This is a genomic window from Blautia sp. An46, assembly GCF_002161645.1.
GTDB classification, from domain to species: Bacteria; Bacillota; Clostridia; order Lachnospirales; family Lachnospiraceae; genus Blautia; species Blautia ornithocaccae.
On record NZ_NFIF01000014.1, the window covers coordinates 65,797 to 89,833 of the forward strand.

General features: G+C 45.5%; 18 protein-coding genes and 1 pseudogene. 4 read left to right on the plus strand and 15 right to left on the minus strand.

All coding sequences use genetic code 11. The features are described from left to right. Positions 1-17: 17 nt before the first annotated feature. From hisS to B5G00_RS12320, 12 genes are all read right to left on the minus strand, one after another. Positions 18-1,268: a histidine--tRNA ligase gene (hisS, locus tag B5G00_RS12265; protein WP_087273111.1), complete on the minus strand. Its 1,251-nt coding sequence runs from the start codon at positions 1,266-1,268 to the stop codon at positions 18-20. Further along, entirely contained in the window at positions 1,259-1,813 is a 555-nt protein-coding gene (locus tag B5G00_RS12270) for an HD-GYP domain-containing protein (protein ID WP_242971347.1), read from the minus strand. The genes hisS and B5G00_RS12270 overlap by 10 nt, the downstream gene beginning before the upstream one ends. Before the next feature lie 2 nt (positions 1,814-1,815). Continuing rightward, positions 1,816-3,282, minus strand: a complete 1,467-nt coding sequence (gene hemZ / locus B5G00_RS12275) for a coproporphyrinogen dehydrogenase HemZ (RefSeq protein WP_087273117.1) — start codon at positions 3,280-3,282, stop codon at positions 1,816-1,818. Positions 3,283-3,311: 29 nt separating this feature from the next. Continuing rightward, on the minus strand, positions 3,312-3,944 hold the full coding sequence (locus B5G00_RS12280; protein WP_087273120.1) for an MBL fold metallo-hydrolase: 633 nt from the start codon (positions 3,942-3,944) through the stop codon (positions 3,312-3,314). An 18-nt stretch (positions 3,945-3,962) separates the two neighbouring features. Continuing rightward, on the minus strand, positions 3,963-6,272 hold the full coding sequence (locus B5G00_RS12285; protein ID WP_087273123.1) for a RelA/SpoT family protein: 2,310 nt from the start codon (positions 6,270-6,272) through the stop codon (positions 3,963-3,965). An 18-nt stretch (positions 6,273-6,290) separates the two neighbouring features. Beyond that, on the minus strand, positions 6,291-6,830 hold the full coding sequence (locus tag B5G00_RS12290; RefSeq protein WP_087273126.1) for an adenine phosphoribosyltransferase: 540 nt from the start codon (positions 6,828-6,830) through the stop codon (positions 6,291-6,293). Between the two features lie 92 nt (positions 6,831-6,922). Beyond that, positions 6,923-8,638 carry a single-stranded-DNA-specific exonuclease RecJ gene (recJ, locus tag B5G00_RS12295; RefSeq protein ID WP_087273192.1) on the minus strand — a complete coding sequence of 572 codons (1,716 nt, stop codon included), beginning with the start codon at positions 8,636-8,638 and terminating at the stop codon, positions 6,923-6,925. A gap of 103 nt (positions 8,639-8,741) precedes the next feature. After that, positions 8,742-10,985: a protein translocase subunit SecD gene (gene secD / locus B5G00_RS12300; RefSeq protein ID WP_087273129.1), complete on the minus strand. Its 2,244-nt coding sequence runs from the start codon at positions 10,983-10,985 to the stop codon at positions 8,742-8,744. Between the two features lie 14 nt (positions 10,986-10,999). Next, a complete protein-coding gene (gene scfB, locus B5G00_RS12305) occupies positions 11,000-12,376 on the minus strand; it encodes a thioether cross-link-forming SCIFF peptide maturase (protein WP_087273132.1) in 1,377 nt (458 codons plus the stop codon). A gap of 107 nt (positions 12,377-12,483) precedes the next feature. Continuing rightward, positions 12,484-12,624: a six-cysteine ranthipeptide SCIFF gene (scfA, locus tag B5G00_RS12310; protein WP_018594935.1), complete on the minus strand. Its 141-nt coding sequence runs from the start codon at positions 12,622-12,624 to the stop codon at positions 12,484-12,486. Positions 12,625-12,715: 91 nt separating this feature from the next. Further along, positions 12,716-13,087, minus strand: a complete 372-nt coding sequence (locus tag B5G00_RS12315) for a TIGR04086 family membrane protein (protein WP_087273135.1) — start codon at positions 13,085-13,087, stop codon at positions 12,716-12,718. Between the two features lie 55 nt (positions 13,088-13,142). Continuing rightward, positions 13,143-15,515 carry a cell wall anchor protein gene (locus tag B5G00_RS12320; protein ID WP_140403156.1) on the minus strand — a complete coding sequence of 791 codons (2,373 nt, stop codon included), beginning with the start codon at positions 15,513-15,515 and terminating at the stop codon, positions 13,143-13,145. Positions 15,516-15,773: 258 nt separating this feature from the next. Between B5G00_RS12320 and B5G00_RS12325 the strand changes: the two genes are divergently transcribed. From B5G00_RS12325 to pflA, 4 genes and pseudogenes are all read left to right on the plus strand, one after another. Further along, the gene (locus B5G00_RS12325; RefSeq protein WP_087273140.1) at positions 15,774-17,048 is read left to right on the plus strand and encodes an HlyC/CorC family transporter; all 1,275 of its coding nucleotides are present in this window, start codon (positions 15,774-15,776) and stop codon (positions 17,046-17,048) included. Between the two features lie 44 nt (positions 17,049-17,092). Next, positions 17,093-17,812, plus strand: coding sequence for a YesL family protein (locus B5G00_RS12330; protein ID WP_087273144.1), 720 nt, complete (start codon positions 17,093-17,095; stop codon positions 17,810-17,812). A gap of 220 nt (positions 17,813-18,032) precedes the next feature. Further along, positions 18,033-20,378: pseudogene (gene grcA3 / locus B5G00_RS12335) on the plus strand (autonomous glycyl radical cofactor GrcA3); the annotation flags it as partial. Further along, the gene (pflA, locus tag B5G00_RS12345) at positions 20,377-21,141 is read left to right on the plus strand and encodes a pyruvate formate-lyase-activating protein (RefSeq protein WP_087273153.1); all 765 of its coding nucleotides are present in this window, start codon (positions 20,377-20,379) and stop codon (positions 21,139-21,141) included. The pseudogene grcA3 and the gene pflA, both read left to right, overlap by 2 nt. Here pflA and B5G00_RS12350 read toward each other — a convergent pair. The 3 genes from B5G00_RS12350 to asnB form a co-directional block, all read right to left on the minus strand. Then, positions 21,092-21,718, minus strand: coding sequence for a YdcF family protein (locus tag B5G00_RS12350; RefSeq protein WP_087273155.1), 627 nt, complete (start codon positions 21,716-21,718; stop codon positions 21,092-21,094). The genes pflA and B5G00_RS12350 overlap by 50 nt on opposite strands. Before the next feature lie 80 nt (positions 21,719-21,798). Continuing rightward, positions 21,799-22,071, minus strand: coding sequence for a GNAT family N-acetyltransferase (locus B5G00_RS12355; RefSeq protein ID WP_087273160.1), 273 nt, complete (start codon positions 22,069-22,071; stop codon positions 21,799-21,801). Positions 22,072-22,165: 94 nt separating this feature from the next. Then, on the minus strand, positions 22,166-24,019 hold the full coding sequence (asnB, locus tag B5G00_RS12360) for an asparagine synthase (glutamine-hydrolyzing) (RefSeq protein WP_087273163.1): 1,854 nt from the start codon (positions 24,017-24,019) through the stop codon (positions 22,166-22,168). Positions 24,020-24,037 lie beyond the last annotated feature (18 nt).

Genomic DNA, 24,037 nt, shown 5'->3' on the forward strand with positions numbered 1-24,037 from the left:
CTCCTTCTTTGTTCCTTTTAGTCGTTATATACTTCCTCGATCACAGAATAGCCTTCATTGGCAAGCTGCTCTTTCTGGAATTTTTTGTTCTTCTTAGCATATACGATATTTACGCTCTGGCCTTCTTTCCGCTCCTTGGCAGCTTTCTTCATAACTTCCAGAAGTTTTTCCTGGGAAAGTTTTTTGTCCAGAAGATAAGCCTTCTTTTCCTTTGTTCCAGGAACTTTAAAGCCCTTCTCCATAAGAAGCATAACAATACGCTCAAATCCAATAGAGAATCCTGTAGCCGGAGTAGGCGTGCCTGTAAATTTGCCGATCATCTCATCATAACGGCCACCGCCTCCTACGCTTCCGGAAAATCCATCAATAGAAATTTCAAAAATCGGTCCTGTATAGTAAGACATACCTCTTACCAGAGTAGGATCAAATTCCAGTGTAAAGTTCGCAGTTTTTGCCTCCATTACACACTCGATGATCGTAGTCAGGTCATCTGCCACTTTCGGGTCCAGAAATCCCTCCAGTTTTTCTTTGCAGTATTTTACTCCATCTATTCCGGCTCCCATGGTCTTAAAGAGCTCCAGATATTTTTCCACGCTCTCCTTTGCAAAGCCAGACTCTTCCAATTCCGCTGCAACGCCTTCCATACCGATCTTGTCCATCTTATCCAGGATAATAAACACCTGAGTAAAGGAATCCTCCGGGAATCCGCTGTAGGCAGCCATAGCCTTCAGGATCCTTCTGTCGTTGATGCGGATGGTGAAGCTGTCAAAATCCAGTTTTCCTACAAGAGTAGAAGTTGCCAGGATCACATCGATCTCAGCCAGGAAAGTAGGGTCACCCAGAATATCAATATCACACTGCATAAACTGACGGAACCGGCCTCTCTGGGGGCGGTCTGCACGAAATACATTTCCAATGTGCAGAGCTTTGAAAGGCTGAGGCAGCTCATTGGCATTGTTAGAATAGAAACGGCACAGAGGCACAGTAAGGTCATAGCGAAGTCCGCTGTCTACCAGATCATCCTGGGATTTTGCCTCTTCAATTCTTAATTTTTCTCCTCTTTTCAGGATACGGAAGATGAGCTTTTCGTTATCTCCCCCCTGTTTGCTGGTCAGGTTCTCGATGTGTTCCACACAGGGAGCCTCCATGGAAGTAAATCCAAACTGTTTGTAGGTCTCCTTGATCAATCCGATTACATAGTCACGGATTTCCATCTCCTGAGGCAGGATATCTTTCATGCCTGTTACTGGTTTTTTCTTTAACTGCATTGTTCTATTCTCCTCTCTTTTTCCTGGTCATCTTTGTGGACCGCTTTCATAAACGCAAGAAACACCTGCATATCAAAATTTTTGATCTCATCTATCATCAGCCGTATGGCTGTCTCCGGGTCAAAAGCCTCCCGGTAAGGTCTTTTCTCTGTAAGAGCTGCGTAGGTGTCGCAAACTCTCAGGATCCGGCTTCCCAAAGGAATTTCTTCTCCCCGAAGATTCTGGGGATAGCCGCTGCCGTCATAGTTCTCATGATGATAATAAATACTCTCCAGCACAAAACTGGAATATCCCCGATTCTGAAGAGCCTCGCAGCCAAGCTGAGGGTGACGGCGGACATATTTGATCTCTTCCACCACTAAAGGATCTTCTGTGCCGGACACGTACCTGGAAAGCCTAAGTTTCCCGATATCGTGAAGGATTCCCGCCAGAGCCAGCTCGTAGCACTGGTCCTTGGGAAGCGCCATGGCTTCTCCTACCTCATAAGCCAGATTGCTCACTGTAATGCCATGGCTGATCACCGACATCAGATCATAATCAATCATTTTTATATTTCTTTCAGCCATGTGTCAATCCCGACCTTTTTTCGTTGAATCATCTCGTCGATGCGGTTTATGTAATTAGTAACATCTTTTACATTCTCCGCTCTCTCTATCCGTTCCCCGTTCCGGAACACAAATTTAGTAGAGGCCCCGGCTCCTGCCGCCATGATAGACTGTTTCTCCTCCATCATTAGTATATTGTAAATTCCCGCTTTGTCAACTTTTGCAAAGCCTGTATTTTCCAGATTTCCGCACATATTTTTCTGCCGATAGAGATAATAGGGGCCCATGTCCATCTCATAGGCATATTTCATGGCCATATCCATGATCTCCTGGTTATTTTCAAACTCCATCTCCTGGTACTGGTCCCGGAAAATATTCAGTCTGGCCGCCCTCTTCACGGCAAGGGAATGGACCGTAAGGCTGTCTGGCTGGAGTTTTTTTACTTCTTCCAGGGTGTGTTCCACATCTTCCTTATGTTCTCCCGGCAGTCCCACGATCAGGTCCATGTTGATGTTGTCAAATCCACAGTCCCTGGCCAGTAAAAAGGCTTTTATGGTATCCTCCACACTATGCTTTCTTCCAATAAGCTCCAACGTTTTCTGGTTCATAGTCTGAGGATTTACGGAAATCCTGGTCACAGGAAATTCCCGAATAGCCAAAAGTTTCTCTCTGGTAATGCTGTCCGGTCTTCCCGCCTCAATGGTATATTCTGAAACTTCCTCTACAGGAAATTTCTCCTGTATGTGGCCCAGAAGCCGCCGGAGCTGATCCGGTTCCAGTGTAGTTGGCGTTCCCCCGCCTATATAGATGGTGTTTAAAGGCCTGCCCTTCATAGCCTGGGCGATAAAGTCCAGTTCCTTCAGCAAAGCTGTCAGATAGTCATCTACCCGGTCTCTCCACTTCTCCAGTGGAGAAGAACTGAAAGAGCAGTAAAGACATATACTGGGGCAGAAGGGAATTCCCACATACAGGCTGTATCCTTTCTGATAGTCTATATCCTTCAGGATATCCCTTTCTCTGTTGGCAATGGCGATGGCCAGCGCCGTTTTCTCATTGCTTGTAAAATAAGTGTTCCTCATATAATCTGCGGCCTGGGCATTGGTCATTCCCTCTTCGATCAGTCCCATGGCGATCTTCACAGGACGGATCCCTGTCAGATTTCCCCAGGGGAGGGTATGTCCTGTTTCCTGTACCAGCAGCTTATAAAGAATCTGTTTCAAGATGTTTTTTCTTTTTTTTCTGTCTTCCCCCTCATCATAGGGAGCTGCATCTTCCAGGGTCTGATCCCTGGTATGGACTCCTATGACTACCTGGTCCCCATAAGAAATAGAAACCAGCTTTTCATAATCTTTGGGCTTTTCTTCCTCTAAGGTACAGTACATCTTAACTTCCTCTTTGGGATAAAAGGCCTTTACAAGAGTATAAGCGTCGTATTCAAACTCTTTTTTATTAAAAGAAATTCCTATCATTTCCTACTGTCTCTTCTCATATTTTCTTTCTATAAGTATGGATTATGAGCCTTCTCAAAAGCAGCATCCGTCTCTTCTCCGTGTCCAGGGAAAATCTGGGTTTCCTCTGGAAGGATTTCAAAAAGCCGGTGAAGGCTGTCTCTCATCTGGCTCATACTGCCTGTGGGCAGATCTGTTCTGCCGCAGGAACCGCAGAAAACAGTATCCCCTGACATACACACCCCTTCTTCCTTCAGCCAGTAACAGCAGGAACCGGAAGTGTGACCAGGGGTATGAAGAACTGTGACAGAAAAGCCTGCCAGGATCTCTTCCTGCCCGTCTTCCAGCCACTGATCCGCTTTCACGGTATAAGGCGTTCCTGACCAGGCTCCGGAAAGATTTCCCATAGGATCTTCCATAAGCTTTTCTTCTGCTTTCGGGGCATAGACAGGTATTTTATAATATTCCCGCAGCTCATTAGCTGCACAGATATGATCATAATGGCCATGGGTCAGAAGGATTCCCACGGGCTTTCCTTCTAATTTTGCAAGGGCCGCCTGGATCCGTTCCTCCTGTGCTCCCGGATCTATGATCAGTATCTCTCCTGTTGTTTTGTTCCTGAGAAAATAGCAGTTGGTCTGTACCGGACCAACTACAATTGCTCTCAATATGAGATTTTTCATAATTTCTGTCTCCCTTAGTTATCCTGCAGTACGTTCGATATCTTTCACACTTTCAATCTGGCGGATTTTCTCGATAATACCATTTAATTCCTCTTTGCTGGCTACTTCAAAGGAGATATCAATAGTCGCCACTCCCTGCTTGCTGGTTCTTGTATTCAGGGCAGAGATATCGATCTTTCTTTCTGTGAAGATTTTTGAAATGTCTACAATAAGACCTGTACGGTTGTAGGCATATACATTCAGCTCTGCCATATACCGTTCCCCTGCTGTGCTATCCGGTGCCTGCCACTCAGCATCGATAAGGCGGTGTCTGTCATCTTCAGACATATTGATCACATTGATGCAGTCTGTCCGATGAATGGTCACGCCTCTTCCACGGGTCACATATCCTACGATTTCATCTCCCGGAATCGGATTGCAGCATTTAGAAAATCGCACGGCTACATCATGGATTCCTTTTACTACAATTCCGCCTTTTACTTTGCCAATGTGAAGTTTTTCCTTATTGTCTGCTGCAGCCTCCAGAACCTTCTCGTCTGTAAGCTCTGCTTTATGGTCTTTGTTGTAGGCCTCCTGGAGCTTGTTGATGATCTGCCCTTCCTTCAGACCTCCGTGGCCTAAAGCTGCCAGAACAGAATCCCAGTCCCGGAAACCATATTTTTTCATAACTGCTTCCTGATATTTGGGTTTCAGGATATTGCTCAGAGTAACTGCCTTAATCTTGGCATATTGAACCAGCATTTCCTTCCCCTTCAGGATATTGTCTTCTTTTAATTCCTGTTTGAACCACTGGTTAATCTTATTTTTGGCCTGGGTGCTCTTCACCACTTTCAGCCAGTCGCGGCTGGGGCCTTTGGAGTTCTGGGAAGTAATGATCTCCACCTGATCTCCGTTTTTGATCACATATTCGATGGGTACAAGTTTTCCGTTTACTCTGGCTCCAACCATCTTGTTGCCCACAGCACTGTGTACATTGTAAGCAAAATCAATGGGAGTAGAGCCGTTCGGCAGGGTTTTTACATCTCCTGCCGGTGTGAAACAATACACGCTTTCTGAAAACAGATCCAGATCGCTTTTTAAAAGACTTAAAAATTCTTTGTTATCTGACATGTCTCTCTGCCATTCCAGGATCTGGCGGAGCCAGTTCATTTTTTCCTCTTCTGACTGAGTGACAGTAGCTTTGCCATTATTGGATACTTCTTTGTACTTCCAGTGGGCGGCAATACCATATTCCGCCGTCCTGTGCATTTCAAAGGTACGGATCTGTATTTCAAAAGGCTGCCCGTTAGGACCGATCAGCGTGGTGTGCAATGACTGGTACATATTGGGCTTGGGCATGGCGATGTAATCCTTAAACCGTCCTGGAATAGGCTTATACATTTCATGAATGATTCCCAGCGACGCATAACAGTCTTTCACTGTGTCTACGATAATCCGTACGGCAAACAGATCGTATATCTGATCCAGGGTCTTATCCTGATTCACCATTTTCTTATAGATACTGAAGAAATGTTTGATCCTGCCGTCAATCTGTGCATGGATACCGGCATTGTCGATGTGCTGCCGGACCTCATTTACAATCTGGTCGATAAAGGCCTGACGCTCACTTTTTTTCAGGTTGATTTTATCCACCAGATCATAATAAACTTCCGGCTTCAGATATTTTAAGGAAAGGTCATCCAGCTCGATCTTGACCTTGGAAATACCCAGCCGCTGGGCAATGGGCGCGTAAATGTCCATGGTCTCTCTGGCCTTTTCTTTCTGTTTCGCCGGCGGCATATATTTCAAAGTCCGCATATTGTGGAGCCGGTCTGCCAGCTTGATAAGGATAACCCGGATATCCTTAGCCATAGCCAAAAACATCTTCCTCAGGTTTTCTGCCTGAACTTCTACCTTATCTGCAGAATAGCTTAACTGTCCCAATTTGGTAACACCGTCCACCAGCAGCTCTACCTCGTCTCCGAACTCCTGCCGGATTTCCTCTGAAGTCATCACCGTATCCTCCACTACATCATGGAGGAGCCCGGCCACAATGGTCTCTTTATCCAACTCCAGGTCTGCCAGGATAATACCCACGCAAAGGGGATGTATGATGTAAGGTTCCCCGGATTTTCTCACCTGTCCCTTATGGGCGTTGTTGGCAATGTTAAAAGCCTTCTCGATCATGGTGATATCCGTGGAAGGATGATACTTTTTCACACTGGATATCAATTCATCATATAAGACATCCGGACTGGTGAAGTCCTCCATTGCTTTTACGCTGGCATCTGCCTTTTTAATCTTCTCTATTTCATCTTTCTGCAGTGTTGATTCTCTTCTTTCTTCCATATGATTATCACCTGATTTCTATTTGCCTTCATAACGGATTACAGATGCCACGTCATATTCTGCCAGTCTATCCCTTCCTTTCAGTCCTGCCAGTTCCATGAGGAAAATCATCTTTACCACTTTTCCTCCTAATCTCTCTATCATTTTGGCAGCTGCTTCCACCGTGCCCCCTGTAGCCATAAGATCATCAATGATCACAACCTTCTGTCCCGGCTTAACGGAATCCTTATGCATTTCCAGAACCGCGCTGCCATATTCCAGTTCATAACTCTGTTCTATAGTTTCTCTTGGAAGCTTGCCTTTTTTGCGGATCAATACTAATGGCTTATGTAAATTGTATGCGATAGGCGCTCCAAAAATAAATCCTCTGGACTCCGCCGCAGCGATCACATCTACATCTACTCCCTCCAAAAGTTTCTGAAGAGAATCTATCGCCAGCTTAAACCCCTCCTGGTCCTGAAGAACGCTGGTCACGTCTCTGAAAATAATCCCTTTCTCTGGAAAGTCGGGAATACTGACAATATAGTCTTCAATACTTTTCTTTTCACAACTGCCCATCTTATCTCCATCCTTTTATATCGAATAATGTCTTTTACTAAATTAATATGTAGATTTTAGTATAACATCTTTTTTTCCCATACGCAAATTATTTATCGGATATTCTGTATGATCATCTCTATACTGTCCCTTCCCATATAGGAATTTACAGAAGGATAATAGATCATATCCCATTTTTCTTTCTCCTGAAGCCGCTGTGCAAACTCATCCCCGTCTCCAAACCAGACTCCCTCTGCCCGAAACCCATAATCATCAGAAAGGTTCATCTTTACCACATTCCGGTTTTTACCCAGGATCCGAAAATTCAGCACCTTCATATCCTTCTGAGCAAATACAGGTTTTGTATTTCCTTTTCCAAAGGGCTCCAGAAGGGAAAGCTGCCGGATCAGGGGAATAGTCACATAGGACATAGGCATAGGCACGTCAATGACAATTTTTTCCGTCATGTCTTCCTGGGTCAGGGTACAGTTCTCATTCAGCTTTCTCCGAAAAGCCTCCACATTTGCCTCAGGAAGGGACAGGCCCGCTGCCATGGGATGTCCCCCGAATTTTGTGAGAAGTTCCTTACATTTCACCAGCTCCTGGAACATATGATAAGCCTCTATGGAACGGCCTGAGCCTTTCACCCCTTCCTCGCCTTTTGTAAGAACAAATGTGGGGCGTACATACCGCTCCCTCACCCGGCCTGCAATAATTCCTGCCAGGCTTTCGTGACAGTGAGGAAGATAGATTACTAATACCCGGTCATTTTTCAGGTCCGTATGCTCTACCATCTCTACTGCCTCTTCCACTCCTTTGGCCGTCATATCTTTTCTGCTGTCATTTAAGGATTTCAGGTCTTCTGCTAATGCAGCTGCCTCTTTTGGATCTTCTGCCAAAAGAAGTCTCAAGGCCCGTTTGGCTGTGCTCAGCCTTCCGCTGGCGTTCATACAGGGGCCAATGATAAATCCAATATGGTAGGCGGAAATTTCCCTGTTTTCCAGATTATTGACACGGATCAGGGCTTTTAATCCTTCATTCTCAGGATTCTGCAGCCTTCTCAGTCCTTCTCTTACAATAATCCGGTTCTCATCTGTCAGATCCATCACGTCTCCCACTGTGGCAATGGCAGCAAATGGAATCAACTCCTCTATCTCCTTTTCCGGTATTCCCATTCTCTCATAAAGCCCCTGGATGACCTTGAAAGCTACCATACCGCCGCAGATTCCCTTAAAGGGATAGGTACAGTCTGGCTGCTTGGGATTTACAATGGCATCTGCCGGGGGAAGGATGCTGCGGACAGTTTGGCCCTCCTCTTCCTCATAGGGCACCTCGTGATGGTCTGTAACCAGCACTGTCATCCCCAGTTCTTTTGCATAGCCAATCTGCTCTATGGCACTGATGCCGTTGTCACAGGTAATAATAGTATCCACTTCTGCTTCTCCTGACAGATCAATAAGCTCCCGGCTGATCCCGTAACCATCCTTGATCCTGTCTGGAATATCCACATCTGCCAGGGCCCCGGCTCTGGTAAGTCCCTTCAGCAGTATATAGGTGGAGCACACTCCGTCAATGTCGTAATCTCCGATGATCCGTATCTTTTTCTTTTCCCGGATCTTTTCTGTCAGTTTATCCAGGAGTTCTTCCATTCCTTTCAACAGTTTCCAGGAATGGAGACCGGACAGTTTTCCATGAAGGTATGTATCGATTTCCTGATCTGTAATCTGGTCACGGTTCCGGATCAGCCTGGCAATTACCGGGTCAACGCCGAATTTTTTCCCGATTTCCTGAAAATCCGCCTTTTTAGCAGATACAACCCACTTTTCCATAACAAATTCTCCTCTGTCTCTTATTATCCTTTTGTAAATAAGAAGAAGCTGTCCCATAGAACACATATCAGGAATATTCCATGGGGCAGCTCCCGCATTTTATCTATTTTGCTTTTTTGATTTTCGTTTTCATCACATACCACATAGCGCCTGTCAGGCAGACAGAAGAATATCCGCCGCAGACAATGCCTACCATAAGAGGCAGAGCAAATTCCCGGATGGAAGATACTCCCAGCAGGAACAACATAAAGATGCTGATAAAAGTGGTCAGTGAAGTATAGATACTTCTTGTCAGGGTCTGAGTAATGCTGGCATTTACCAGTGTTTCCAGCTCCTTATCATTTTTCACTTTATTTGTCTTCAGATTCTCCCGGATACGGTCAAAGATAACTATGGTAGCATTGATAGAATATCCCAGGATCGTCAGCATACAGGCGATAAAGGTATTGCCCACAGAGACTCTTGCCAGTACATAAAAAGCAAACACGATCAATACGTCATGAAGCAGGGCAAGGACCGCGCTGCTGGCAAAGCGGATATCTTTAAACCGGAACCAGATATAAAAAAGCATCATAACTGCGGCCACAGCTACAGCCAGGACTGCATCTTGGCGCATTTCACTGCTGACTGTGGAGGAAATGCTTTCTGAAGTAATGGTAGATGCATCTACCCCGAAGTCGTCCACCAGAGCCTGCTCCAAAGCCTCTCTCTGATCCACGTCCAGGGTCACAGTCTTAATGATGACCTGATTGCTGTCTACTACCTTAGTAGCCTGGACATTGGCATCACCTGTGATCTCTTCCACCACCGGCACTACCTGGGAATCAATCTCGTCCATGGAAAGTTCTTCGTTAAAGGTTACGTTTGTAGAAGTACCTCCCTGGAACTCCAGACTGTAATTAAGAGGACTTCCTGTAGCAGCATTGTAGGCGACCATTCCCACAGGTCCTGAAATGATCAGAACAGCAGAGACGATAAAGAAAATCTTTCTCTTCTGAAGGAAGGGAATAGGTTTTCTCTCCTTACGTTTTCCATAGAACTTCTCATTACGAACACCTACGGCATAAATGGCATTGATCAGCAGTCTGGAAATCACCAGGGCTGTGAACATAGATAAAACAATACCAAGGGCCAGGGTCTGAGCAAAGCCTTTAATGGTACCGGATCCCAGCCAGTTCAATACAAAAGCAGCGATCAGTGTCGTAACGTTTCCGTCAAAAATAGCAGAAAAGGCTTTGCTGAAACCATTCTTCAAAGCAGTCCGGACACTTCTTCCTGCTGCGATCTCCTCCTGGATACGGGCGTAAATAATAACGTTTGCGTCTACGGCCATACCGATAGACAGGATAATACCTGCGATCCCCTGAAGGGTAAGTGTCAGGTCAAAGGCATTTAACGCAATAAGGTCCAGGCATACATAAATAACCAGAGCTATGCCGGCTACAAATCCCGGAATCCTGTAAACAAAGATCATAAATAAAATGATCAGTGCCAGACCGATGGCTGCTGCCAGCAGGCTGGTAGAGATGGCCTCCTGGCCCAGCTGTGCAGCTACCACGCTGGAACGGAGTTCAGAAAGCTCCAGGTTCAGGCCGCCGATACGGATGGTAGACGCCAGCTCTTCTGCCTCCTGGGCATCTGCCATACCCTCGATCATAGCCTGTCCATCTGTAATTTCCGCATTTACACTTGGTACGCTTACAAAATGTCCGTCATAATAAATACCGATGCTCTCATTATTCTCATATGCTTTTGCTGTAGCATCTGCAAATTTTGTGGTTCCTTCCTCTGTCAGAGACAGGTTGACCACATTTTGTGTATTGTTTCCCAGATCATCCTGACCTACCACAGCTCTGGCGTCGCTGACATCAGTTCCAGTAAGGACGATACTTCCGTCTTCCTGAAGTTCTTCAATAGTTTTGTTCAGCTCAAATTCGCCTGTCTGGCTATTCTGAGTATAATTCTGATTTCCATCTGCATCAGTCTGTGCGATAAAATACAGAGAGCCTGGCTTACCCAGCTCTTCCAAAATAGCGTTAGCATCAGTTACCCCGGGAATCTCCACAACGATACGGTTATTTCCCTCCTGGTAAACCTGAGATTCTGTGCTGTACTGCTCCACTCTTTGCTGGAGCTTATAGATGGTATCTGACATGTCGTCTGCACTTGGATTCTCTTCGGAAGCTTCATAAGTAATACTTACGCCTCCTGCCAGGTCCAGACCTGTGTTAATATTCTTTGCAGCTCCTGTTCCTGTCGGACCCCAGCCCACTGCTGACGTAAAAATCAAAAGTGCTGTAACGATCACTGTCAGCACCAGGACCAGTACGCCTCTGCTTTTCTTCATGATTTTTCCCTTCTTTACTGATTATTTTCTTCTGCATCTTCCGCTTCCGCTGCTTTTAGCATAATGGCGCATTCTACTCTTTTTCTCTGAAGCTCACAGCCAATGTCATAAACATCATTGATAGAGCCATGGAAATTGTAGGAATTAGCAGCACAGCCGCCGCTGCAGTAAAATTTTGCAAAGCACTTCTGACATTTTTCCTTTGCATAGACATTACAGTCTTTGAATTCTTCCCGTATGTCATCCCGTTTCACGCCGTCCCATACATTGCCCATAAGGAATTTTTCTTCCCCTACGAACTGGTGGCAGGGATATAAGTCTCCCCAGGGCGTCACGGCCAGATATTCGGTACCTGAACCGCAGCCGGAAAGCCGCTTATACACACAGGGACCTCCTGTAAGGTCTATCATAAAATGGAAAAAGTTAAAACCTTTTCCTTCTCTCTTTCTCTTGATCATCTCCTGGGCCAGTTTATCATATTCTTCACAGATTCTTGGCACATCTTCCCACCTCAGGGCATACTCCTCTTTCTCATCTGCCACTACAGGCTCTACTGAAATCTGGTCAAAGCCCAAATCCGCCAGATGAAGGACATCCTGTGAAAAATCCAGGTTATGACGGGTAAAGGTTCCTCTGGCATAGTAACTCTTTTCCCCTCTGCTTTTGGCAAATTTCTGGAATTTCGGCACTACCAGATCGTAGCTGCCGGCCCCTTTACGGAAAGGACGCATAAAGTCATGTACTTCTTTTCGCCCGTCAATGCTCAGCACCACATTTGCCATTTCTTTATTGGCAAACTCCATGATCTCGTCATTTAAGAGAACTCCATTGGTGGTAAGTGTAAAACGGAACTTCTTATTATGAAGCTTTTCCTGTTCTCTTCCATATTCTACCAGACGTTTTACCACGTCCCAATTCATGAGAGGCTCACCGCCGAAGAAATCCACTTCCAGATTTACCCGGTTTCCGGAATTGGCGATAAGAAAATCCAGAGCCTGTTTTCCCACCTCATAGGACATCAGAGCTCTTCTGCCGTGGTACTCTCCCTCCTCTGCAAAGCAGTACCGGCAGGCAAGATTACAGTCATGGGCAATGTGAAGACACAATGCTTTTACTACTGTCTCTCTTTCTTTAAAATGGTCGATGGCCTTTCTATAAATATCTTCTGTAAAGAGCATTCCCTGATTTTTCAGCTCCTGGATCTCATTAAGAGCCTGACTGATTTCTTCTCTTTTATAATCTGCCTCCATCGTCTGGCAGATTTCTTCCTGGGCTTTACCCTCATCTAAAAGTCCAATAATGTCATACACCAGTTCATCCACCACATGTACAGAACCGCTGTTTACATCCAGCACAATGTTATAGCCATTATTTTTATAACGATGAATCACCGTGCTTCCCCTTTCTCTTTTCTCTTATGCACTAAAGTATGGGGCTGCTGCATGAAACAGATTTTTCCGTCTCACGCAACAGCCCCACTCCTCGTATGCCGTTTTTCTTATTTATTCTCGCAGCTCTGATTTCCTACTGTGCAGGATGTCTTGCAGGCTGACTGGCAGGATGTCTGACATTCACCGCATCCGCCTTTTTTCACTGTATTCTGTAAACTTTTTGTATTCAATGTTTTAATATGTTCCATGATACCTTTCCTCCTTATGTCTTTTAACATCTATGCGGTATTATAGCATAGCTCTTTGTACCAGGCAAGTATTTCTTTTGTCTGGATCTTTCTAAGACAACATTCCTCCCAGGGCTCCTCCCAGAATGCAGATAAAAAACATCAGGATTGTCTCTTTTAAATCCCCTCCAGAATGTTCTGTAAGATAGGTCACCGTCCATAGAAGAGCTGCATATCCTAATCCCAGCCCCATCCCCCACAGAAAACGCCGGTTTTTTCCCTTTCTGCCCATATAAAATCCACCAGCCAGACAGGATATTATGTAGGTTACCATGATTCCCAGATTCACCTGGCTCTCTCCCAGCCCCAGCTTATACAGCAGGAAAGCCAGCCCCAGGAGCAGGATTCCTGTAATGGCGTAGGAAAGGAGCAGAGCTTTCATCATCTGCAGAGGTCTTGAAGCTTTTACCATGATCTGTTCCATTAGAAAACCCTCCCTTATGTAAATATATGGGAGGGTTTCTTTCTGCATGACTGATTTATGATCTTTTTTTCTTACCTATTATAAAAGTTACTGCTGCCAGGATCAAAGCTGCCGCTGCTGTTGCTGCATATAGGATGATCGGTGCATTATCACCGGTCTTTACCACGCGGGTTACCTTGGAAGAGCTGCTCTGATTTCCGGTTTTTCTGCTCTGACTGCTGCTGGTGCTTGTCTGGCTGCCGGAATTTCCAGAAGGCTGGATCACACTCTGTCCTGAAGAAGAACTGCCAGTCTGAGAATTTCCAGTAGAGCTTGTTCCTGCGGAAGTACCGGAAGAACTGTTATTTCCAGTATTCTGACTGGAAGAACCGCTCTGGGGAAGCTGTGTTCCCGGACCTACCAGCTGGCTTCCGCCTACGTTAAAGGGACTGAAAGAAGCAGTTTCAAAAGTCAGATACTCGATTCCTTCTATAGTAATGATCGTCAGATTACCCGGGTACTCCTCTGTAGGAAGGGTATAATATTCATACTCACTGTTTCCCAGATAATGGGCAATGGAAAGCTGTGAAAAGCTGTCTGCATTTTCCGGAAGGGGGATCATTACTCTTACTTTGTTTCCTTCGGGAATCTTATATTCCTCATTTTCCTTTAAATCCCAGAGCTTAATCTCGTAGGCCGAAAGAATCTGGCCAATACCTGCATCTGGAAGCTGATCCAGCTCATCATTGTAGCTGACCTGAAGGTCCACATAATATGGAAGGAAGTCTCCTTCCACCCTCACTCCGGTATTCTCATCTATAAGACTTCCCACCGGAATAGCCTGAGGGATCTCCTGGGCAACTTCTCCGGTCTTTCCTGCCTCAGCCTGAATAAAATCTTCATCTGTTTCCTGGGTATTTTCTTCCTGAGAAGATTCCTCATCCTTGGGAGCTTCTCCCTCCTGACCATTGGAAGATTCCTCATCCTTAGGCGCTTCTTCCTCCTGACCGTTGGAAGATTCCTGAGACTCCTGATCTTCTTCCTTCTGATCATTGGAAGTTCCCTGGTCCTCTTCTGCTGTTCCAGGCTTTTTCTCCTCTGTATCAGGATTTTCTGTCTGGTCTTCTATATTATCCTGATCTGATGCATTTTCCTGGTCTGAACCCGTCTGGTCCTGTTTGCCCTGTTCCGTATCTGCATCTTCTTTTGTGTTATCGCCGCTTTCCCCGTTTTCCTTTTCATTATCTTTATCTGTGTTATCAGCCGGGGCGTTATCTGTATTGGAATCTTCTTTTAAGGATTCTACCAATACTTTCACTGTACGGATCACCTGATTTTTCTGGGCATCCCAGCCTTCTACCTGAGAATAATCCTTTCCTTCTATATCCGAAGGAGTAAAAACGACTTTTATCTCAGTCTCATAGGCTATAGGAACAGTCTCCTTTTCCCATGCAAAAGAACCTTCTCCTGCAAATCCGGCCTTTCCAAAATCAAAATTTTTTATATCCTCTGGTTTGGAAAGTGTTATCTCTCCAGGAACTGTTACAGAGCCTGCAACAGGAACAGTCTCCTCCGGTTCCTGTTCCTCGGGAGTTTCAGGCGCTTCCACAGTTTCTTCCGGAGGCGTCTGTTCCTGGGTATTATTTTCCCCAGTATCCCCTTCCGAAGAGGCAGGCTCAGAAGGTTTCAAAGACTCTACAGTCACTTCTACATTTCTTATCACTGCTCCTTTTGCCGCATCCCAGCCTTCTACCTTGGAATAGTCGTAGTTTTTGGTATCTGCAGGGGTGAAGATCACCTGAACCGTAGTCTGATATTCTTCAGGCGCTGTCTGAGAAGCCCAGGCAAAAGAGCCTTCTCCGGAAAAACCTGCTGCAGCAAAATCAAAGGAATTCCATGCTTCTGGCGATGCTATGGTGACCTGAGAGTTCATAGTTACCTGACCGGCTTTTTTGGCTTCTGTCTTTGTTCCCTGGACAAAGGCTTCCTTTCCAAGCTCGGCACCTGAGGTATCCACATCTGAAGACTGGAGATTTCCTCCTGTCAGAGTCAGCTTTCCTTTTCCTGTGATCTTCATAATTGCTCCGGTATAACCATCGGCCCTTTTAATCTGTACTCCTTCAGGAATTGTTACAGCTTTCTCACTGGATATAGTCACCGGACCGCATACCAGAATGGTTCCCTTGCTGCCAGCCAGCTTTAAGGCCTGGTCAATGGAAGACACTGCTTTTTCCTTCGTAGTTCCGTCTCCCTGATTATCTCCTGACAAAGTCCCGTTCAGGTAAACCGAAACACCTGTTCCGGAGTTTTCCGTCTGAGAGCTTTCTGCGGCATAGACAGGCACAGCTGAAACCGCCTCGCCTACAGTGCCGGCTGCCATAACAGAGGCAAGCGTAAGACTTAAAACATTGGCGGTCACTTTATGTAAACCTTTTTTATTTCTATTCATGAATAACATTCCCTTTCCTATTGTTGCAAAAGCTGAATTTTTTATATTCATTATAAACCTATATTTAACTCTGCCTAAGTATATCACAGTTTTCCATTTTTCGACACCCCCTAAAAACAACTTTTTTCAACCGGTTTTGTTGCAATCCCTGCAAAAATCATGTATATTATAGAGATATCAGGGTCTCATCCCTATGGTCATATGACTCTTTGTCATGCCAGTATCTACAAATTCAAAAATTCAAAGGAGTTGAATAAGTTGGATTCCAGTGATGCCATACAGTTTCTGGTCCTGATTATTTTAATTTGTCTTTCGGCATTTTTCTCATCAGCAGAAACTTCTATGACAACCGTTAACAAAATACGCATACAGACCCTTGCCCAGGAGGGTGACAGCCGAGCTTCTACTCTCTTAAAAGTAATAGAAAATCCCGGAAAGCTGCTGAGCACCATACTGATCGGCAACAATATAGTGAATCTTTCCGCATCCTCCCTGGCTACTACGCTGACCATGCGCCTCTTTGGCAATGCGGCAGTAAGTATCAGCACCGGAATCATTACCCTGCTGGTTCTGATCTTCGGAGAGATTACTCCTAAAACCTTGGCATCCCTAAACGGTGAACGTCTGGCCTTGGCCTATGCCAAACCTATACGGATTCTGATGGTCATTATGACTCCGGTCATCTTCCTTATGAACCGGTTTTCCGGAGGAGTGCTTAAGATTCTTGGGGCAGATGCCCAACCAAAAAGCAATACTATTACAGAAATGGAGCTTCGTACACTGGTCAACGTTGGGCATGAAGAGGGCGTCATAAAAACAGAAGAACGGCAGATGATCTACAATGTCTTTGATTTTGACGATTCCAGAGCGGAAGATGTTATGGTTCCCCGGATAGATGTAACATTTGCCGATATCAATAGTTCCTATGAAGATCTGATTCAGCTGTTCCGGGAGGAAAAGCATACCCGCTTTCCTGTATACAAAGACAGCACAGACCACATTGTAGGAATTGCCAACATCAAGGATCTTCTTTTGTGTGATAAGGAAAATTTCTCTCTGGAGAAAATCCTTCGGGAGCCTTATTTCACCTATGAATCGAAAAAGACTTCTGAACTTCTCATGGATATGAAAGAAAATTCCGTATCCTTTGCCATTGTCCTGGATGAATACGGAGCGACTTCCGGTATCATCACTCTGGAGAATCTGGTGGAAGAGATTGTAGGGGATATCCATGATGAGTATGAAGATCAGGAAGAAGAAGAGGTAAAAGAAATCCTGCCTGAGAGAGAATACATTGTTCTGGGTTCTGCCCGTTTGGATGACTTGGATGAACTTCTTTCCCTGAACATTGAGTCTCAGGATTATGATTCTATCGGCGGCTATATCATTGAACAGCTGGACCGTTTCCCGGAAGAGGGTGAGTCTGTTACAACGGAATCTGGTATACGTCTTGTGGTAGATAAGGCAGACCGGACCCGTATCGAAAAAGTCCACATTTACCTTCCTCCAAGAGAAAAAGAAGAAGCAGAATAAAAATAAAAAAGAAAAAACGTATTAGGAAAGGACATTTTATTATTATGAGCAGTTTTTTTAATATGGACAGCCCCATCATGCGTTTTCTGTCCAGAGTTTGCGATCTGATCATTTTGAACCTTCTGGCAATTGCCTGCTGTATTCCCATTGTAACAGCAGGGGCTTCTATTACCGCCCTCTTTTCTGTTACACTGAAAATGGTCAAAGGGGAAGAGTCTTATATTTTCAAAGGGTTTTTCAAAGGGTTTAAGGAAAACTTTAAACAGTCTACCATTATCTGGCTGATCCTGCTGGTCCTGGGACTTTTCCTTTTCATTGATTACCGGGCAGCAACCATTCTGCCAGGAAATATGAAAAGTATTTTTCAGGTATTGATTGGCGCTATTGTTGTTATTTATTCAATGGTATTTACTTATATTTTTCCCTACACAGCAAGATTCCGCAATGATATCAAGAATATTTTCAAAAACTCCCTGCTGATTGCAGTGCTGAATCTCCCCTGGACTCTTGTAATGATCATTTGTCCTCTGGCTTTATTCATTGTTACTTTCCTTACTACCACAACACTGGTATACGGAAGTATGATCTGGATTCTGCTGGGCTTTGCAACCGTCGCTTATTTTAACTCTATCATCTTCCGCAAGGTTTTCGCCAAATACGAGCCTAAAGAAGAGGAGGAAGATCAGGGCATTCCGGATTCTTACGAACTTCCTGAAGACATTCCGGAGCAGCTGCCAGACCAGGATAATACTGCTGCCAAATAGCAAGGTCTGCAAAAATTAAAATCAGAAAATAAAACAGGAATATTTATACGGTATTTTTGTAATGATACCAGGTATAGATGTTCCTGTTTTTTTGTTTTTGATTCTGTACATCTTATAATCTTGACTTTTTTAATCTGGTACTATACAATCCACATATAGATTTAGTTACTTGTAACTAACTACCAAATCTAGAATTTTTTTACCAAAGGAGGCAATACACATGTATAAAGAATGGGAGTCTTTTCACAGCGGCATCTGGGAAAAGGAAATCAATGTCCGAGACTTTATCCAAAAAAACTATACCCCCTATGATGGAAAGGAAGATTTCCTTCAGGGACCTACCCAGAGGACCAAAGACCTGTGGGAGCAGGTTCTGGAGCTTACAAAAGAAGAGCAGGCCAAGGGAGGTGTTCTGGATATGGATACAAAAATCATATCTACGATTACCTCCCATGGCCCTGGTTATTTGAATAAAGAAAAAGAAACCATTGTAGGCTTCCAGACAGATAAACCTTTTAAACGTTCTCTCCAGCCTTACGGGGGTATCCGCATGGCCATAAAAGCCTGTGAGGACAACGGCTACCATGTAGACCCTCAGGTAGTAGAATTCTTCACCAAGCACAGAAAAACCCACAACGACGGGGTTTTTGACGCTTATACCCCGGAAATGCGAGCCTGCCGTTCCAGCCATATTATCACCGGCCTTCCAGACGCTTACGGACGGGGCCGTATCATCGGCGACTACCGGAGAGTAGCTCTCTATGGAGTGGACCGGCTTATTGAAGACAAGCAGCATCAGAAGGATACCACCAGAACTATTATGTACTCTGACGTTACCAGAGAAAGAGAAGAACTTTCCGAGCAGATCAAGGCATTAAAAGAGCTGAAAGAGCTGGGAAATATCTATGGTTTCGATATCTCCAGACCGGCTGCCAATGTTCAGGAGGCCATTCAGTGGCTGTATTTCGGCTATCTGGCCGCAATCAAGGAGCAGAACGGCGCTGCCATGTCTCTTGGAAGAACCTCCACTTTCCTGGATATCTACGCCCAGCGGGATCTCCAGAATGGCACCTTTACGGAAGAAGAAATCCAGGAGTTTGTGGACCATTTCATTATGAAGCTGCGCCTTGTAAAATTTGCCAGAACTCCGGAATACAACGCTCTGTTCTCCGGAGACCCTACCTGGGTCACAGAATCTATCGGGGGCATGGGTATAGATGGCCGTCACATGGTAACAAAAATGTCCTACCGCTATCTTCACACCCTGGAAAACCTGGGAACAGCTCCGGAACCAAACCTTACCGTACTTTGGTCCACAAAGCTTCCCATGAACTTTAAACGTTTCTGTGCCAAGACCTCAATTATGTCCTCTTCAATCCAGTATGAGAATGATGACCTTATGCGGGTAACCCATGGAGATGACTACGCCATTGCCTGCTGCGTATCTTCGATGCGTGTAGGAAAAGAAATGCAGTTCTTCGGAGCCAGAGCCAATCTGGCTAAGTGCCTACTCTATGCTATTAATGGAGGAGTGGATGAAATTTCCAAGAAACAGGTAGGTCCTAAGTACCGTCCTATTACTTCTGAATATCTGGATTATGAAGAGGTTATGGAACGTTTCCGGGATATGATGAAGTGGCTGGCTCAGGTCTATGTAAACACCTTGAACATCATCCACTATATGCACGATAAATATTCCTATGAGAGGCTGCAGATGGCCCTTCATGACAAGAAAGTGACACGCTGGTTTGCCACCGGGATCGCAGGACTTTCTGTAGTGGCCGATTCCCTCTCCGCCATTAAATATGCCAAAGTAAAAGCCATCAGAGATGAAGACGGAATCGCTGTAGATTATGAGATTCAGGGAGACTTTCCTAAATACGGAAATGATGATGACCGGGCAGACAGTATTGCCTATGATATTGTTCACGAATTTATGTCCTATATAAAAGGAAATCACACTTACCGGGGCGGCATCCCCACAACATCTATCCTTACCATTACCTCAAATGTGGTATATGGCAAGGCTACTGGCTCCACGCCTGACGGCAGAAAGGCCGGAGAAGCCTTTGCACCGGGAGCAAATCCTATGCATCACAGAGACAGCCACGGTGCCGTCGCTTCTTTAAGCTCTGTATCCAAGCTGCCCTTTATGGACGCCCAGGATGGTATTTCCAATACTTTCTCCATTATTCCCGGCGCTTTGGGCAAAGATGACGCCATTTTCTTCGACGATATTACTTTTGAACTGGGAAAAGACTGCGCCTGCTGCGAACCTGGCTCAGAATTAGAAATCGAATAATCAAAACACACAAATTCAAGGAGGAATCTTTTTATGAAAATAAGTGACGCACAGATCGATAACCTGGTAGGGCTGCTGGACGGCTATGCAGAAAAAGGAGGACACCACTTAAACGTAAATGTCTTCACAAAAGAAACCCTTCTGGATGCCCAGAAGCATCCGGAAAAATATCCTCAGCTTACGGTACGCGTATCCGGATATGCGGTAAATTTCCATAAGCTGACAAAAGAACAGCAGGACGAAGTAATCTCCCGTACCTTCCATGAAGGAATGTAAAGACAGAGGATTTATCCACTCCATAGAGAGCTTTGGTACAGTTGACGGCCCTGGAATACGCCTGACGGTGTTCTTCCAGGGCTGTCCCATGCGGTGTCTGTACTGCCACAATCCGGATACCTGGGCCCCTGGCAGGGGGGCTCCTATGACAGTGGAAGAAATTCTGGAAATCTATAGAAAAAACAAAAGTTTTTATCAGAAAGGCGGCATTACCGCCACTGGAGGAGAACCTCTTATGCAGCTTTCCTTTCTCACGGAGCTGTTTGAAAAGGCCAGGGCCGAAGATATCCACACCTGCCTGGACACTTCAGGAATCCTCTTTAGACGGAGCCGCAAGGAGGAGTACCAAAGGCTTCTGAAATCTACCCGGCTGATCCTTCTGGATATCAAACATGCTTTCCCGGAGGAGCACAAAAAACTCACCGGACAGCCTCAGGCCCCGGTGCTGGATTTTCTGGATCTTACTGCAGAGGAAAAAGTACCAGTGATCATCCGCCATGTGATTGTAAAAGGGTTCACCGATTCTCCCAAAGAACTGGAGGAAGTGGGGAAGCTCCTTGCCAGGTATCCAAATATAAAGGGCCTGGAGGTCCTTCCCTACCACAACATGGGGGAACAGAAATATGAAAGCCTGAATCTTCCTTATCCTTTAAAAGGCATGGAAAATCTTTCTCAGGATGAGGCGGCCAAAGCCAGAAAGATCATTTTGGAGAGTTTTCAGCGGCATCGTTCTCCCTCATCTCTCTCATAATATCATGAAACTGAATACCGATCCTTTCAATCTCGCCCAGGACAATCTTGGTTCCTTTTTCTGTAAGGAACCAGTTTTCTCTGGTCACATCGCTTTCTCTCACCGGACACACCAGAAATCTGGTGTCCGGGAAGAGAAGCTGATAATATAGAAGACTCCTTCTGGCATGATAAGGCTTGCAGCAAAGGATGGCCCTGTGGATTTCCATGCCCAGGCTGTCTGTGACCTTTCTGGAATAAATAGCGTTTTCATAAGTGTAAGTGGCCTGATCTTCTTTTAATACAGCCTTTTCCGGCACCTGCTGCTTTATGAGAACTTCCTTTAAAAACTCCCATTCTGTCTCATAATCTCCGGGATACATCCAGGCCTTTTCCTGAACGCCTCCGAAATGCCCGGTCAAAATGCTGTACCGCCCGGAAGGCAGGATATAAGGGGCATATCCTCTGTGGTAAAGACCTGCCGCCTCCTCTGCAAGCTGGGGAAAGCCGCTGCCGGGAATAAAAATGATGTCCGCTTTCTCCGGCAGATCCTCTACAAAAATAAACTCTGTAAGCTGCTCTAAAAATTTCTGGTTCATATATCTTCTCCCGTTCTTTTATCACTTTATCTCCATGTAACTTCTGCCTTCCCGGCAGGGCAGCACTAAAGGCTCTCTTCTTATTTCAGAATGTCTTTATATTCCTCATGGCTGTCAAACCACTTTATCGCATAGGAACAGCTAAGGACTGCCTTTTTCCCTTCTTTCTGGATTTGTCTGGCAGCTGCCTCCATAAGCTTTCCTGCCATTCCCATTCCTCTGAGGGAAGAATCCACAAACGTATGATTAATGTTCACGGTATCTTCATCAATAGGAGGAAAGGTTACTTCTCCCTTTTTTTCCTGATTCTCGTCAAAATACTCTACCTTGTAATCTCCTGTTATGATTCCCATAGCTTTCTCCTTTTCGTTTTCTATATTCTACCATGAATCCCTTTCTGCAACAACCGTATACTGCCATGGCATTTACCCAGGAATACCTGCACATTTATAGAAGAATCCGTACCTGATATTTTTCCAGCCAGTAATTGACCTGGAGCATGTAAGCCAGCATCTGAGGCCCTGCCATAAGCTGGCCGTACCAGGGCTTTCCATAATCAGAGGGACTCTTCACAAATTTTTCAGCCTTTTCTCTGTCTACAAGCTGCCTTACAGGCGCTGCCGAATCTGCCAAAACATCCAGAAGTCTTTCTCCCAGCATAGCTTCATAATCCGGATGATAAGTTTTGGGATAAGGACTTTTTCTCCTCCAAAGGACTTCTTTGGGAAGTTTTCCTTCCCCGCTTCTCCTGAGAAGGGCTTTCACCACCCCGTCCCGGCATTTTATGGACCAGGGCACATTCCACACATATTCTATGATCCGATGGTCTGCAAAAGGCACTCTGGCCTCCAATCCGGAATACATAGCCGTCCGGTCCATCCGGTCCAGAAGGGTGGCCATAAACCATTTCAGGTTCAGATAAGAAATTTCCCGACGCCTTTTTTCCTGTGGACCTTCTCCTGGAAGTACTGGCGTCTCCCCAATAGTCTTTTCATAGGCGGCTCTGGCATAGTCTTCCATAGGGAGGACATGGATCAGTTCCTCAGACAGAAGTGTCTGTCTCACCTTCATATCCGGGGACCAGGGAAAGGCATGGGTATCAAAGGCCTCCTGCTTATGGAACCAGGGATAGCCTCCAAAGATTTCGTCCGCACATTCTCCTGTTAAAGTAACCTTATTATGCTCTGCCACCAGAGAACAGAAATAAAGCATAGAAGATTCTACATCTGCCATACAGGGAAGGTCTCTGGCGTCTACAGCTTTATAGAGACAGTCGATCATCTCCTGATTTCCACAGGTAAGGAAATGGTGGCTGGTACCGGAAAATTCTACCATTTTCTCTACCCAGGGCCGGTCCTGAGACGGCTGGAAGGCATTGGCCTTAAAGTACTTTTCATTTCCCTGAAAATCAAAGGAGAATGTGTGCAGTACCTTTCCCTGCTTCTTCAGTTCTCTGGCACAGATAGCTGTAACCAGAGAACTGTCTATGCCTCCGGAAAGAAAGGTGCAGATCGGGATATCAGAAAGCATCTGAAGCTTTACTGCGTCTTCCACCAGCCAGGAAGTTTTTTCTACTGTCTCTTCAAAGCTGTCTTCATGGGGAAGGCTCTGAAGCTGCCAGTATTTCCGCTCCTTCAGTCTTCCCTCCTTCCAGAGGAGACGGCTGCCACCTTCTACCTCCAGTATATTCCGAAAAACTCCTTTTCCGTAAGATTTCGCCGGTCCCAGAGCAAAAATTTCGCAAAGGCTCTCTCGATCTGCTACAGCCTCCACTCCAGGATACTGGAACAGACCTTTCATCTCTGAAGCGAATACCAGGGTATCTCCCTGGATAGTGTAAAACAGAGGCTTTACTCCAGCCCGGTCCCGAAAAAGATACAGGGCCTCCTCTTTCTGGTCCCAGAGAGCTATGGCAAATATACCGTTCAGCTTCTCTATAAACTCTTCTCCCTCTGTGAGATATCCCTGAAGGATCACCTCCGTATCACTGTTGGTAGTGAAAAGGACGCCTTTTCTCTCCAGTTCCTTCCGGAGGGTTTTCATATTATAGATTTCCCCATTATAAGCTATGGTACAGCTCTTTTCTCCTGCCCTTCTTGTCATAGGCTGTGTGCCTCGCTCCAGGTCAATGATCGAGAGCCTTACATGGGCCAGACCGCATTTTTTCTCCAGGAAAATCCCTTCCTCATCAGGACCCCTTCTCTTTTGCGCACGGTTCATACTCTCCAGTATCCTGGGCCACTTTCCTGACTCTTGGGTATAAGCCGCCCGGCTGCTGGAAAATCCTCCTATTCCACACATATGCCCTCCTTTTTCATA

What these genes read in the sequence shown, in the direction of transcription:
- hisS (WP_087273111.1), bottom strand. Translation starts at nt 1,268, where the DNA reads ATGCAGTTAAAGAAAAAACCAGTAACAGGCATGAAAGATATCCTGCCT.
- B5G00_RS12270 (WP_242971347.1), bottom strand. Translation starts at nt 1,813, where the DNA reads ATGATTGATTATGATCTGATGTCGGTGATCAGCCATGGCATTACAGTG.
- hemZ (WP_087273117.1), bottom strand. Translation starts at nt 3,282, where the DNA reads ATGATAGGAATTTCTTTTAATAAAAAAGAGTTTGAATACGACGCTTAT.
- B5G00_RS12280 (WP_087273120.1), bottom strand. Translation starts at nt 3,944, where the DNA reads ATGAAAAATCTCATATTGAGAGCAATTGTAGTTGGTCCGGTACAGACC.
- B5G00_RS12285 (WP_087273123.1), bottom strand. Translation starts at nt 6,272, where the DNA reads ATGGAAGAAAGAAGAGAATCAACACTGCAGAAAGATGAAATAGAGAAG.
- B5G00_RS12290 (WP_087273126.1), bottom strand. Translation starts at nt 6,830, where the DNA reads ATGGGCAGTTGTGAAAAGAAAAGTATTGAAGACTATATTGTCAGTATT.
- recJ (WP_087273192.1), bottom strand. Translation starts at nt 8,638, where the DNA reads ATGGAAAAGTGGGTTGTATCTGCTAAAAAGGCGGATTTTCAGGAAATC.
- secD (WP_087273129.1), bottom strand. Translation starts at nt 10,985, where the DNA reads ATGAAGAAAAGCAGAGGCGTACTGGTCCTGGTGCTGACAGTGATCGTT.
- scfA (WP_018594935.1), bottom strand. Translation starts at nt 12,624, where the DNA reads ATGGAACATATTAAAACATTGAATACAAAAAGTTTACAGAATACAGTG.
- B5G00_RS12315 (WP_087273135.1), bottom strand. Translation starts at nt 13,087, where the DNA reads ATGGAACAGATCATGGTAAAAGCTTCAAGACCTCTGCAGATGATGAAA.
- B5G00_RS12320 (WP_140403156.1), bottom strand. Translation starts at nt 15,515, where the DNA reads ATGAATAGAAATAAAAAAGGTTTACATAAAGTGACCGCCAATGTTTTA.
- B5G00_RS12330 (WP_087273144.1), top strand. Translation starts at nt 17,093, where the DNA reads ATGAGCAGTTTTTTTAATATGGACAGCCCCATCATGCGTTTTCTGTCC.
- pflA (WP_087273153.1), top strand. Translation starts at nt 20,377, where the DNA reads ATGAAGGAATGTAAAGACAGAGGATTTATCCACTCCATAGAGAGCTTT.
- B5G00_RS12350 (WP_087273155.1), bottom strand. Translation starts at nt 21,718, where the DNA reads ATGAACCAGAAATTTTTAGAGCAGCTTACAGAGTTTATTTTTGTAGAG.
- B5G00_RS12355 (WP_087273160.1), bottom strand. Translation starts at nt 22,071, where the DNA reads ATGGGAATCATAACAGGAGATTACAAGGTAGAGTATTTTGACGAGAAT.
- asnB (WP_087273163.1), bottom strand. Translation starts at nt 24,019, where the DNA reads ATGTGTGGAATAGGAGGATTTTCCAGCAGCCGGGCGGCTTATACCCAA.